The organism is Gammaproteobacteria bacterium (ex Lamellibrachia satsuma) (assembly GCA_019623805.1).
Lineage (GTDB): Bacteria > Pseudomonadota > Gammaproteobacteria > Chromatiales > Chromatiaceae > QGON01.
Genome location: CP053680.1, coordinates 1,630,518 through 1,643,141 on the forward strand (window position 1 = coordinate 1,630,518; position 12,624 = coordinate 1,643,141).

The following is a 12,624-nucleotide window of genomic DNA, read 5'->3' on the forward strand; positions in this document are numbered from 1 at the left end:
ATAATACCGTCCTGCCATTAGTACCAGGACACTCTCTAGTGATTATAAAGACCAAATACCTATTTCTCACTCTTCTCAGCAGCATACTTTTGGTCGGCTGCAGTGCGCATCCAGGTTCAGGTATTTGGGTGCCCGCAGAAGGAAATGAGTCGCCTTACTCCAGGATCGAAGTGCTTTTCGAGGGACGGGCCGAGCTCTTTGTTTCGGGCCGGAAAGAGCATCTCTTCCGTTGTTTCTGGAGCGGGACAACCGCAGACAGCATCCACATGGATTGCATTTCTGCGGATGATGAGACCCAAAAAACCGTCTTCATCCTACAGGTTACTGCCGACGGAGCCGCAAAACTCACCGAGGCAGGAAAAAATCTAGGCCTTTTTCAGCGCACCGAGCAGGTACCCACACGAAAAGAGTAACATCCGATCAATGACTGGTTCCGCGGGAGCGGGTCAGTTTATTGTGGACGTTGTATTTACCTGATGGCTTTTTCATCGGCAGTCGTTTGATCTCCTCAAGCGTCTTGGCATCATAGATCACCAGCGCACCATCGAGATCCCAGATACTGACCAGGGCATAGCGGCCATCCTTGGTGAACTCGACATGGGCCGAAGTTTTGCCGGGCACCGGTTTCAGCGTCTTTACAATCTCCAGGGTCTGTTTGTCGATCACATGCATCAGATCCCTGTTGGGTCCGAAGAAGACATCGACCCAGGCGTAAGGACTCTTCTCATGACTGCGCATGAAGAACCCTGGCCCCTGGGTGGGAATCCGTTTGATCACCTCCCAGGTTTCAGTGTCGACAATGGTGACCTCCGGCTTTTTGATATTTGGCGTGGCCAGTACGTTTCTGCCCTGATACTGCCAGGTAATGGCGGAACTCAGGTGCGGCATACCGGGTAGTGTCACTTGGGCCACGGCTCTCTTCAGGTCGAGATCGACAACCTGCCCCGCACTTCCTTCGAGCCCCTTATCCAAACCTCGTGACGTGCCGATCACCCGGTCATACTCCTGGGTGAGGAAGAAGTCATCCAGATAACCCTCCACCGCGATGCGGCGCACAGGAAACCGTTCCTCTTTATGGGCATCCCCGGAATCTTCACGATAGTCATGGACCCAGCCGGAGAAACCCGCCGGCGGCTCGTCCATATAACCGATCTCCCAAACCTCGGGGATATCCTTCAGCGCGGCGACAAAACTCTCCCGCGGATCCGCCGTATAGACCGCACTGACCCTTGAAGAGGTGCCGGTTTCGTCTGCCACGTCGATCACCTTCAGCGGTGAAAGGTCGCGGGCATCCAGCACCACTAGGGAATGGGGCAGGTAGTTGGCGGCAATTACATAACGTCCATCGTGGGAGACTGCCAGATTACGGGTGTTGATACCGACCCGCACCTCGGCGACATAGGTCAGGTTGAAGACATCGAATTTGCTGATCCAGCCATCCCGGGAGGCGAAGTAGATATAGCGGCCGCCTTCGGCCCACTTGGGTCCTCCGTGGAGTGCGAACCGGGTCGGCAACCGGTGAATCGGTTCAAAGGTATCCCCATTCAGCAGGGTGGCGTGGTGATCCCCAAGTTCGACCACCATGAAGAGGTTGTCGATATCCGCCTCGAATTTAGGGCTATCCGGAAATTCTCCAGGTTTATGGTAGACCAGCTGGCTCCCTTTGATTTTAGCCATACCCCATTTGGGCATAATCTTCAGTGGCGTATAGATCAGCTCCACCAGCGACTCTATCTCCGCCTTGTTGAGTTTCTCCTTGAAGGGCGGCATCTGTACAGCCGGGCGGCTGTTTTCGATCATTTGAAAGGCAGACTTCCTGCGCAGCCGCTTCAGGTTTTGCGGCAGCAACGCAGGCCCGATGATTCCAAGCCGGCCAGGGCCATGACACTCGGAACAGTGCGTTTTATATAGCGCCGCAGCGTCAACCACGGCGACACTCTGGCCCGCATTAAAAAGGCCAGACAGGCCGACAAGGGCCAAAAACAGGGTACGGATTTTCATGGTCAACCTACCCGGTAAGCACTTGATCTACCGGCGTTTCATCTTCTGTGGCGGAGGGAATACCGATCTCTTCGTCGGTGAGATAACAGGCGGGGTCCTCACTCCAGGCATCGCCGGTGAGCTGCATTGCCCGCACCCGGGTATTGCCCCCGCAGATATCGAAATAACGGCAGGCGCCACAACGCCCGCCGACGGTGCGGGGACTCGCCTTGAGACCGGCCATGATGGGATCTGATGTATCCATCCAGATCTTTGAGAAAGGCCGCTCCTTGACGTTACCCAGATCGTGATTCCACCACATGGTGTCCGGGTGGACCCGGCCCTGGTTGTCGATGTTGGCGATATTGACGCCGGAACTGTTGCCGCCCCACTGGATCAGTTTCGCCCTGATGTGATCCGCCTGCTCGGGAAAGAGCCGTTCCACCCAATGAAGCAGATAGACACCGTCCGCATCGTTGTTGCCGGTGACAAACTCCGTACCCCGCCCTTTGGCCGCATCCTCCAGGGCGCGGTCGAACAGCAGATCCATGGCCCAGCGGGTGGTGTTGAGGAAGACGTCATCCTCACGGTTTTTGTTGCCACGTCCCGCATAGTTGAGGTGGGAGAAATAGAACTTGTTAATGCGCTCCTCAACCATCAGATCCAGCAGTTGAGGCAACTCCTCCGCATTGTCCTGAGTCATAGTGAAACGCAGGCCCACTTTGATACCTGCATCCCGGCAGAGGCGCAGACCGTGCATCGACACGTCGTAGGCTCCCTCCTTGCGGCGAAATTGATCGTGGGTCTCACGGATGCCGTCGATGCTGATGCCCAGATAATCAAAACCCACCTCGGCGATCTTATCTATATTCTGCTCATCGATCAGGGTGCCGTTAGTGGAGAGCGCGGTGTAAAAACCCATCGCCTTGGCGTGGTGAGCGATCTCAAAGATATCGGGCCGCAACAGGGGTTCACCGCCGGAGAGGATCAGCACAGGCACCTTGAACTGCTTCAGATCGTCCATCACATCGAAAACCTGGGCAGTATTCAGCTCATTCGGGAAATCGGTATCTGCTGAAATGGAGTAGCAGTGCTTGCACATCAGGTTGCAGCGCCGCACCAGATTCCAGATCACCACCGGCCCCGGCGGGTTGCGCTTTGGCCCCAAGGGTTTGGGATCCAGTATTTCCTGCATGAATTGTGAGATTCTAAACATAGTTTTTAACTAAGGTGACAGGTGACAGGTGACAGGTGACAGGTGACAGGTGACAGGTGACAGGTGACAGGTGACAGCAGAATTGTTTGCTATCCGTTTTCGGTATCAAGAACAGCCTCATCATTTTCTGCCGTTCCGACTCATAAGGAAATAGTCCCCTCCCCGCCGGGGAGGGACAGGGAGGGGAATCAATCAATCCTGAAACCTGTAACCTGTAACCTGTAACCTCTATTGCCCTATCCTCATCCCGGTTTTTTTCAATATCCGGCTGCTGAAAAGAACCTCATGGCCCCGGTTATCCTCGCCTAAAAGCTCCACGATGATATTAGTCTTCTCCATCACCTCGTCCCTATCTCTGCCATGTACCATAGCGAATAGATTGTAGTGCCACTCAGGCGGATGACGTGGGCGATGGTAGGCATGGCTGACAAAATCCAGAGCACCTATCTTGCGGCCATAAACCTGCACTTTGTCGTCCGGCACATCCCAAACGGTCATGCCATTGCCCTTGAAGCCGAGAGTATAGTGATTGGGTACGGCCCCAATACGACGGATGATGCCGGATTCCAGCATCCTGCGCATACGCTGCATCACCTCATCGGCGGTGCTATCCAACTCCTGGGCAACCTGCTCATAGGGTTCCGGCACCAGTGGCAAACCACCCTGGGTCGCCACCACAATGCGACGATCCAGGTCGTCCAGCGGACGTGTTGTTGTATCCTTGTCCAGCATTGGTTTTCTCAGGCCCAGGGTTACTCTGAGTTCTTGGTATCTATCTTGAGGTCCGGGAGACTGACGGCCCCCATCACATGCAGCACGATGCCGCAGCCGACAAAAAAGACCACCGATGCCGCCAGGCTGGCAAATATGGGGTTATCCGTACCAACTGTGTAACCTCGATAGCCGGCGGCAAACAACGTGATGACTGCAGCGACATAACAGATATATGCCACTGCCAGGGATACCTTCTGGGCAGGTTTTCGTGTCTTCAAAAGTGGAGCCTCTTAATTAATCTATAGCGTGTTCTGAAATTTCAGACCGGATGTTACACCATAAGGGCATCGTATCCGCAGTATGGGGACGAATTTCAAACCTCGAATTTCAGTCCGACAAAGAACTCCTCTCTCTTCGGCATATTGTAGACTTGATATCCCGTTACATCCTCAATCTCAGCAAGCACCGACTCGATGCGCGCCGGGGTCTCTGTGGCCAGCACGAACCACATATTCAAGCGATGGTCCCTGGCGTAGTTGTGGGCGACCTCGGAAAACGCATTGACCTGTTCGGCCACACGCTCGAAATCCTCTTCAGGAATACTCATGGCACAAAGACTGAGTCCACCACCCAGGCGTTCCGCATTGTAGAGCGGGCCAAAGCGGGAGAGCTGTCTCTTCTCCAACATCTGCTCCAGACGCTGAATCAGTTCAGCCTCGCAGATACCAAGATGATCCGCCGCCGCCCGGTAGGGATGGTCGGAGACTGGGAAGCCCCCCTGCAGGCGATTGATGATAGCGCGGTCGACACTATCCATCATTGATATCGTGCACCACGCTGTTTAAAGCGGCGCCCGCTGAACAACACCTTGTGAGGAATGCCTTCGAGACCACAGGATTCAATGATTGCGTCGATGTAGTTGAGTACCCGCTGACGATCCTTACCGTGGATCATACTGAAGAGGTTATAGGGCCACTCGGGCAGACGCCGTGGACGCTGATAACAGAGAGTGACACAGGACTCACTGCCCAGCTTCCCTCCGACCTCATCCAAGTGTTTGTCAGGCACGTCCCAGACAACCATCGCGTTGGCGGTATAACCGAGCTCATGGTGACGCACCACGATACCCAGGCGCTTGATGATACCTTCATCCTGCAACCTGGTAATGCGCTCGATCACCTCCTGCTCCTCCATGCCGATACGCTCACCCACCTCGGCATAGGGGTGACTTGAAAGCGGCAACCCACCCTGGATTTCGGCAACCAGGCTACGATCAGCGTCACTTAGCACCACAGAGGAAACCCAAGATTGATATGGAACTCTTTTCGTAATGGCAGATTGAGAATGGGGAGCCCTGTCTCAAACTCCATTCTGGCCAGCACTGCCGCCAAATGAGCTTCGGAGGGCGCGGTTACCACAAACCAGAGATTATGCTCATCCTCACGTTCGTAATTGTGATTCACTTCGGGATAGGCACTGACCTTTGCGGCAACCGCTTCGAGCCGCTCTTCCGGAACCGCCATAGCCGCCAGAGTACTGGCACCGATCTTCTTGGGCTTGAATACCGGACCAACCCGACTGATGACCCCCGCATCCTGCAATCGCTGCAGAATCTTCAAGACCAACGCCTCGCTGGTGCCGACCCTGGCAGCCATATCCGCATAGGGCGTCGATGTGAGCGGCAACCCATTCTGATATTCGTTGAGCAGTCTCTTTTCCAAGTCGTTCAACTCCACCTTGCCTGGGTTCAGCGTACGTGGATGGGCCTGTCTGAAAAGCGATGCAGGGTTAGCCATGTCACAATCCTGTCTGGTGGGCACGGGAAGTAAAAAAGATGCCACTGGGCTTATCCACCGGCAGCCGGTGGGTCAGTTCCTGGGTGCGGGTAGCGTAGACCTGCACCTCGTCTTTGTCGCGAACCGATATCCAGACGGATTCGCCACGGGGGCTGAACTCCATGTGCAGTGTGCCCTTGCCGGGCTTCAGAGTATTGATAATCTCCAGGGTTTCAGTATCGATAACCTGAATGGTGTCGTTGTGGGGGAAAGCGAAGTTGACCCAGATCTGGCGACCGTCCGGGCGAGCCATGACAAACACCGGCTGACCATGCACAGGAACCTGCTTGATCTCTTTCCAATCTTTGCTGTCAACAACCAACACCGCGTGCTGTCCCACTGCCGGCAGAAAGGCGCGGTCATCTGCCATCGCCCAGCCTTCGAGATGCGGCATCTTGTAGACCGGAAGTTTTTTCTGGCCACGGCCGTAGTCATCGAGGATCAGGCGGGCTCCCTTCTCCGGATGCCATAGATCGAGCAGCGACAGACCATCTTGTCCGAAGAGACCGGCAATATAGTAGCGTCCATTCGGCGTAATCAGCCCGTCATAGGGCAGGCTGCCGATATTTTCGAATCGTTGAATAGCCGGCTTGGCCGGATCACTCATATCGATAATCCAGCTCTCACCGGAATCGTAGAGGCTGACCACAAAACGCTGATCCGGCGCGTCCACCAACCCCACCGTTTTTGAACCTTTTCTATGACCATCCCGGTCAGTGACAGAGGTGGCTGGGATATCGGCAATCAGGGAGAGGTCGTCGGCAGAGAATATCTTCACGCCACCGGGTTTATAGTTGGAGACTGCGATCAGGCTGCCATCCTGGGAGATGGCCCCACCGATGCTGTTGCCGCCCTGGATGATGCGTTTGACGATCCTGCCGCAGAGGATGTCCACCTTGGTGAGTCCGCCATCGCGGCCGAAGATATAGACGTAGCGCTCATTACGGGAGTAGACGGCGGAGGCGTGGGAGAGGTCACCCAACCCCTCGACCCGAAACAACTCGCTGTGGTTGGTGGTATCCACCACCTTCAGACTGCCCGCCGCCCGCTCGATGATGATACCCATATCGCCTGTGCCACGGGTCAGGCACTCGGCCAGGGAGAGACCGGGCAGCAGAAGCATCGTGACAAGCAGGAAACGCAGAGACTTCATCACCGACGGACACCCTGTTTCAGCTGTTGCGCCAACCATAGGGCTTCACTGTCGGTAAAAAACGGACGCCAGGGCGGCATCGGTGTGCCGGGGCGACCGTGCAGGATGGTGACCGCCAACTGTTCCGCCTGCCAGGACTGCAGGCGCTTCGGTGTCAGAGCAGGGCCGAGCCCACCCTCCAACCGCATGCCGTGGCAGGAGCCGCAGTCATGTTTCAACAGATAGAGCAACTCAGCCTGACGCGGGGAGACGATTTCCGCCTGCACGGCAGTGCCTGTCATAACGACAGGTATGACCAACAGCAGGATGGAAAGGGATTTCATCAGGTTAATACTTCTCTTTCGCGTAAATAAGACATTACTTAAATAGTAAGATATCACCTGGGTTTCGGGAGTGGCTTTGACTTCTGTCAACCTCCCTATTCGACGTGTACCACACCCGTCATTTTGGGATGTGGACCACAGCGATAGGGAAAACTTCCGGCCTGATCGAAGCTGCGTTCATAGGTATCATCTGGAAACAGATAATCAGGCTCTGGATCCCCCGCCTGCTCAAACCAGACGCTGTGGTACTGCCGCTTCTCCCGGTTGATCCAACGCAGCCGCTGCCCGGCCTTGATGGTAATCTCCTGTGGCTCAAATTTAAATTTGATGATGTCTATCTCAGCGACCGGTGTCTGCACACCACCCGCCGACAGAGACGAGGCAGATAGGGTGAAAACCAGAACTAGCAGGCTCCGACGAACGTTTATCAAGTTGGTCGTCTTGCTCATCATCACTGTGCAGTTGCGTTAATCTCAGTCTTATCGTTATCAAATCCCAGTTTGTAACCCAGGGAGACGTGGTGGAAACGCGCGTTGCTAAAGTCGTCATGGATAGCAAAACCAAAATTGTAGATCTGGTCTTTCGCCAGCGGCAGATCACCCGGCTTGCCGGTCTGAAGCTTACGTTTCATCACCAGGGTCCAGATACCACCCTCCAATGATGCGGTCATCTCTGACGCCTCGCCGCCGCTCATGGTGCGCTGCTCCAGGATATGACCATCCTCGACCTCACCCTTGCCGGATTTATAGCGCACCAACTCCATATATTTGTGGGCGTCCATCTCTGCCTGGAGTTCATCCGCACTCTTCATCTTGTCCCAGCCACCACGCTTCTTGCCACGGCGACCCTTAACCTCGATCTTGATACGACTCTCCTCGATGTACTTGGTCAGGCCCTGGGAAAGGTCGAGCTGCTGAGCCACCGGGCTGCCATTTGCGATCTCGGCATCCGGCGTGTGGGGCATGGAGCGAATATCATGGTGACAGGTGCCCCAACAACCGGATCGATCAGCGTATTTCACCTTGTCGGTGGCAAACATCACCGCCAGCTTCATGGGGTTCTCCGGGTCCATCTTGCCGCCCTCAACGAAGGGCACAGGCGCATGCTCGGAGTCTTCCCAACTGAAACGGAGGTAGAGGTTCTCCCCGTCGTGGGTCGACTCGACGTTGACCGGAATGCTGCCACGCTTGCCGGGAATGGGGGTCTTTTCAGCCTTCTGACCGGTAACCATCTTCTCGCCCATGGCGGCAGTCTCTTTGTCATGGCAGGTAGTGCAACGATCACCCGCCTTGATAAAGGGACGGGCTCCACCATGGTCCTTGCCGGTCAGCATCCACTCCATGGAGGTCTGCCCTGGATAGAAGATGGTGATCTCGCGACTGGCAGCCTTGCTCCAGTCCACATCAATACCGCTGGCTGCAGGTACTGCCGCAGTTGGTACCGCCGCTGCAGCAGGCGCGGCAGCAGCCGCCTCACGTTTCACTGCATTGATCTCGATGTTGGGATCTTCATTGTCGAAACCGATCTTGTATCCCAGGGAGACATGGTGAAAACGGGCATCAGTATGGTCGTCATGGATGGCAAAACCCAGATTGTAGACCTGATCCAGCGCCAGACTCAGATCGCCGGGTTTGTCGGATTTAAGCTTGCGCTTCATGACAACGATCCAGGTATTGCCCTCCTTGCGGGCATCCACCTCAAAACCCTGACCACCGCTCATCTGACGTTGCGCCAGAATATCTCCGTCCTCGGTCTCGCCTTTGCCGGATTTGTAGCGCATTAAATCCATGAACTTATGGGCATCCATCTCCGCTTTCAGCTCATCCCCGCTCTTCAGTTTGTCCCAGCCGCCACGTTTCTTTCCGCGACGCCCTTTGACTTCGACCTTGGTTCGGCTCTCTTCGATGTACTTGGTCAGCCCCTGAGACAGGTCAAGCTCTTGCGCGACCGGACTGCTGTTTGCGGTATCCGCATCCGGGGCATGCGGCATAGAACGCACGTCATGATGACAGGTTCCCCAGCAGCCGGACCGGTCTGCATATTTCACCTTGTCGGTGGCAAACATGACGGCCAGTTTCATGGGATTTTCCGGATCCATCTTGCCACCATCCACGAAGGGAACCGGCACATGGTCCGTATCTTCCCACTCAAATCGCAGATAGAGATTTTCCGTATCGTGGGCCGCCTGCACATTGACGGGAATACTGCCACGCTTGCCGGGGATGGGTGTCGGTTCCGCCTTCTGGCCAGTGACCATCTTCTCACCCATGGCCGCGGCTTCCTTGTCGTGACAGGTGGTGCAACGATCGCCTGCCTTGATGAATGGACGTGCGCCACCGTGGTCCTTGCCGGTCAACATCCACTCCATGGAGGTCTGCCCCGGATAGAAGACAGTGATATTACGCGTCGGCACATCGCCCCAGTCGATACCGAAACCGGCAACCGGGCCTGCCGCCGCGCTTGCAGCTGGCACTTCACCCGCCTGTTGCGTCTTGTAGGCGGCCAGCGCATCCGCAACGGCTATATCCAGCCGTGCCTTTTCGGCCTTCTTGGCTGCCACCTTGATCTCACGGGCCTTCTTCTTCGCAGCCAGCTCCGCCTCAGCCTCGGCGGCCTCTTTGGCCTCTACCCTTTTCAAGCCCTCGAGATACATCTCGGGCACTTTTCGGATAAACGAGGGTTCTGGCGCCTCCAGCGTCTCCAGCTCCTCGTCGGAGAGCAGATCACGCACATGTTTGTGAGCAATGCCCTTGTGGCAGTCGATACAGGTCTGGCCGGTTCTAAAGGCATTCAGATGCTGATTTCTCGCCCGGGGTTTCTGAAACTCCGGGTTCATGGATTCAAAATTGTGACAGTTGCGGCACTCGCGGGAGTCGGTGCTCTTCATCGTATCCCAGACCCGCTTCGCCATGGTCAGGCGGTGCTCGTCGAACTTCTCAGGGGTATCCACGGTCCCCAGAATCTTGTGGTAGATCTCATTACTGGCCTGAATCTTCCGCACCATCTTGTGTACCCAGGGATCAGGGACATGGCAATCAGAGCAGGCCGCCCTGACACCGGTGCGATTGGAATAGTGAATACTCGGCTTGTACTCCTCGTAGACATTCTCCTCCATCTCGTGGCAGCTGACACAGAATTCGAGGGTGTTGGTCGCCTCCATAGCAGTATTGAAACCGCCCCAGAAGATGATGCCACCGATAAAAAACAGCAGTGCGCCACCCACGGTTGTGCCAAGAATGAATCGCCGAGATGCCAAGCTAGGTTTTTTGAACTGATCTGCCATTTGCTTACCGTTTTACACGAGGAGAAAAAAGGCGAAAAAACGCGGGCATGGAGTGCATCCATGCCCGCTATCGGTTTTACCCGATTTTATGCAACCCTGATCAGGTTACATGGTTAACGCGATTGTAGACGTTGAACTTGCCGGTCGGTGCGTAAAGACCCTTGATGCGCGCCTTCTCTTTAAGAGTCTTGGCATCAAAGATGATGATCTCACCATTGGGCTTCTTGCTGTCTTTGCGGTTCCAGACGGAAGTCCAGACCTCAGAGCCATCGTTATTGAACTCGATATGAACAGCGGCATAACCAGTGGTTTCGGTCAGACGAATAGTCTTGACGATCTCACGGGTCTTCTTCGAGATGACCTGGATTGACTGCTGCACTTCAGGCTCTGGATGCTTGGTCTGATCAGCCCAAACGTAGTCTGACTTGGGGTGGGTACGCAAGAATACGCCGGCACCATCGGTCTCGACTTCGTAGCAGATCTTCCAGGCCTGATCGGGATGACCCTTGGGATCATTGCCCCAGGCAGTGACTTTACCTACACCCAGATGGGTAGTACCACCGACAGGACCACACTTGGGATCGATCCAGTTGGCGCCAGGACCAGGATGAGGTTTCTTGTCCACATCGATCATTGCTTCCAGCTTGCGGGTCTTGGTGTCAACCACAACCATCTTGTCGGAGGCATTGGCAGCGATCTGGAAGTAACGATTGCTTGGATCGTAGAAACCGTCGTGCAGGTACTTAGCAGAGTCGATCTTGGTGATCTGCAGGTTGTCGAGGTCACTGTAGTCGACCTGCCACATCTGCCCCAGCTCCTTCATTGAGACCAGCCAGCTGGGCGCCATAGGGGTGTCGTATACTGCAGCGACACGAGACTCGTTGACATACTTTCCATCAACATTCACGCCACGAGCAGAAACCACTTTAAGCGGCGCCATGGTCTTGGCATCAAGGATAACGAAGTGAGGCGGCCAGTAACCACCACCGATGACATATTTGCCGTCACCGGACACGGCCACATCGCGGGCGTCATAAGCAACCTGTACCTGAGCGACTTTCATCTTATCAGGCATGGCCCAAAGATCGACCTTGGTCATCATGCCGTCACGACCCATGATGTACCAGAAGCGGCCGGGATCTTTTGCATGAAGGGTATTGTGGTGCTCTACCGCTTTCAGTACATGTACTGCATAGCCGGTCGGAATGTGTGCAACAATTTCTTTCGTGTCGCCGTCGATGATGGCAATCTTGCCTACATCACGCTCGATAACCAGGAAAAAGTTCTTCCAGTTGCGGCCGTGCATCGGCTTGGTGGGATAGTCCTTGGGTTCGACGTAAACCTTGTGACGTTCCTTCATCAGGGCAAGAGACATCTCCGGCGGAACCGGCGGCTCCTGCTGGATGTACTTGGCCATCAGGCTGATCTCTGCCTTCGACATGATGTCATCGAAGTTGTTCATACCACCTTCTGTACCGTAGGTGATAATCTTTTCAAGACGCGTCTGTCCCAGCTTTATGGTGTTCTCCGGCTCAAGGCTCTTGCCGGTAGCACCCTTACGCAGAGTGCCGTGGCAACCCGCGCAACGCTGGAAATACATCGTCTTCCCTTTTTCAAAGTCTGCTTCCGACATGGTTGGCGCTGCCGCAGTTGCGTTTACAGCGAAACCTGACGTTGCTACACCAAGGGCAAAGCCCAGGGCAGAAAGTGTAAATGTGGTTTTCTTCATGTTAGTTGAGTCTCCATCAAGGCCATCGATTATGAAGATTTTGGCAAAACCCCGTACTTTCGTGGGTTTAGTCACGGGCTGACGATACCGCCGGAGAGGAATATCACTCTTTGACATGAATCAAACGCGTTTTTTATTGCTGGGTGGCAATCAGGTTTTCAAACGTGAAAAAAGGTGAACCGCTCACGGGAAATCCCATTCCTTTTCTTATAAAAACCACCATATCTCAGTATATTAGCAACAGTTAATTCAAACGCTACAACTCAATTTTCCAAAATTCAATTCGCAGGTTTCTGATATTTGTCAGACAACGAAAGAAACCTCAATCCCAATTCTTATTGACCTGCGTCAATAAAAGCCTGTATTTTTTTGCAACCCTTTGGCCGCTTGC

At 54.7% G+C, this 12,624-nt stretch carries 13 protein-coding genes; 1 reads left to right on the plus strand and 12 read right to left on the minus strand.

The window, feature by feature from the left end:
• The first annotated feature begins 128 nt into the window (after positions 1–128).
• On the plus strand, positions 129–413 hold the full coding sequence (locus HPY30_06870; GenBank protein QYZ65735.1) for a hypothetical protein: 285 nt from the start codon (positions 129–131) through the stop codon (positions 411–413).
• 7 nt (positions 414–420) lie between these two features.
• On the opposite strand, the gene HPY30_06875 is transcribed toward HPY30_06870, so the two are convergent.
• From HPY30_06875 to HPY30_06930, 12 genes are all read right to left on the minus strand, one after another.
• Positions 421–2,001: a cytochrome C oxidase Cbb3 gene (locus tag HPY30_06875; GenBank protein QYZ65736.1), complete on the minus strand. Its 1,581-nt coding sequence runs from the start codon at positions 1,999–2,001 to the stop codon at positions 421–423.
• Between the two features lie 7 nt (positions 2,002–2,008).
• On the minus strand, positions 2,009–3,196 hold the full coding sequence (gene nirJ / locus HPY30_06880; GenBank protein QYZ65737.1) for a heme d1 biosynthesis radical SAM protein NirJ: 1,188 nt from the start codon (positions 3,194–3,196) through the stop codon (positions 2,009–2,011).
• 228 nt (positions 3,197–3,424) lie between these two features.
• Positions 3,425–3,928 (minus strand): Lrp/AsnC family transcriptional regulator, encoded by a 504-nt coding sequence (locus HPY30_06885; protein ID QYZ65738.1) that lies wholly within the window; start codon positions 3,926–3,928, stop codon positions 3,425–3,427.
• A 20-nt stretch (positions 3,929–3,948) separates the two neighbouring features.
• Positions 3,949–4,188: a hemerythrin family protein gene (locus HPY30_06890; GenBank protein ID QYZ65739.1), complete on the minus strand. Its 240-nt coding sequence runs from the start codon at positions 4,186–4,188 to the stop codon at positions 3,949–3,951.
• A gap of 95 nt (positions 4,189–4,283) precedes the next feature.
• The gene (locus tag HPY30_06895) at positions 4,284–4,727 is read right to left on the minus strand and encodes an Lrp/AsnC family transcriptional regulator (protein ID QYZ67939.1); all 444 of its coding nucleotides are present in this window, start codon (positions 4,725–4,727) and stop codon (positions 4,284–4,286) included.
• Positions 4,727–5,203, minus strand: coding sequence for an Lrp/AsnC family transcriptional regulator (locus HPY30_06900; protein QYZ65740.1), 477 nt, complete (start codon positions 5,201–5,203; stop codon positions 4,727–4,729). Before HPY30_06900 ends, HPY30_06895 begins: the two co-directional genes overlap by 1 nt.
• Positions 5,194–5,646, minus strand: a complete 453-nt coding sequence (locus HPY30_06905) for an Lrp/AsnC family transcriptional regulator (protein ID QYZ67941.1) — start codon at positions 5,644–5,646, stop codon at positions 5,194–5,196. Before HPY30_06905 ends, HPY30_06900 begins: the two co-directional genes overlap by 10 nt.
• Before the next feature lie 61 nt (positions 5,647–5,707).
• Positions 5,708–6,898 carry a protein nirF gene (locus tag HPY30_06910; protein QYZ67940.1) on the minus strand — a complete coding sequence of 397 codons (1,191 nt, stop codon included), beginning with the start codon at positions 6,896–6,898 and terminating at the stop codon, positions 5,708–5,710.
• The gene (locus HPY30_06915; GenBank protein ID QYZ65741.1) at positions 6,898–7,221 is read right to left on the minus strand and encodes a cytochrome c; all 324 of its coding nucleotides are present in this window, start codon (positions 7,219–7,221) and stop codon (positions 6,898–6,900) included. Before HPY30_06915 ends, HPY30_06910 begins: the two co-directional genes overlap by 1 nt.
• Before the next feature lie 95 nt (positions 7,222–7,316).
• Positions 7,317–7,670, minus strand: a complete 354-nt coding sequence (locus HPY30_06920; GenBank protein ID QYZ67942.1) for a plastocyanin — start codon at positions 7,668–7,670, stop codon at positions 7,317–7,319.
• Positions 7,671–7,672: 2 nt separating this feature from the next.
• Positions 7,673–10,504: a cytochrome C552 gene (locus tag HPY30_06925; GenBank protein ID QYZ65742.1), complete on the minus strand. Its 2,832-nt coding sequence runs from the start codon at positions 10,502–10,504 to the stop codon at positions 7,673–7,675.
• Between the two features lie 100 nt (positions 10,505–10,604).
• Positions 10,605–12,233, minus strand: a complete 1,629-nt coding sequence (locus HPY30_06930) for a nitrite reductase (protein ID QYZ65743.1) — start codon at positions 12,231–12,233, stop codon at positions 10,605–10,607.
• Positions 12,234–12,624: the final 391 nt, after the last annotated feature.

Coding starts and splice junctions, on each gene's coding strand:
- HPY30_06910 (QYZ67940.1), bottom strand. CDS start 6,898: ATGAAGTCTCTGCGTTTCCTGCTTGTCACGATGCTTCTGCTGCCCGGT.
- HPY30_06895 (QYZ67939.1), bottom strand. CDS start 4,727: ATGGATAGTGTCGACCGCGCTATCATCAATCGCCTGCAGGGGGGCTTC.
- HPY30_06925 (QYZ65742.1), bottom strand. CDS start 10,504: ATGGCAGATCAGTTCAAAAAACCTAGCTTGGCATCTCGGCGATTCATT.
- HPY30_06915 (QYZ65741.1), bottom strand. CDS start 7,221: ATGAAATCCCTTTCCATCCTGCTGTTGGTCATACCTGTCGTTATGACA.
- HPY30_06875 (QYZ65736.1), bottom strand. CDS start 2,001: ATGAAAATCCGTACCCTGTTTTTGGCCCTTGTCGGCCTGTCTGGCCTT.
- HPY30_06920 (QYZ67942.1), bottom strand. CDS start 7,670: ATGAGCAAGACGACCAACTTGATAAACGTTCGTCGGAGCCTGCTAGTT.
- HPY30_06930 (QYZ65743.1), bottom strand. CDS start 12,233: ATGAAGAAAACCACATTTACACTTTCTGCCCTGGGCTTTGCCCTTGGT.
- nirJ (QYZ65737.1), bottom strand. CDS start 3,196: ATGTTTAGAATCTCACAATTCATGCAGGAAATACTGGATCCCAAACCC.
- HPY30_06885 (QYZ65738.1), bottom strand. CDS start 3,928: ATGCTGGACAAGGATACAACAACACGTCCGCTGGACGACCTGGATCGT.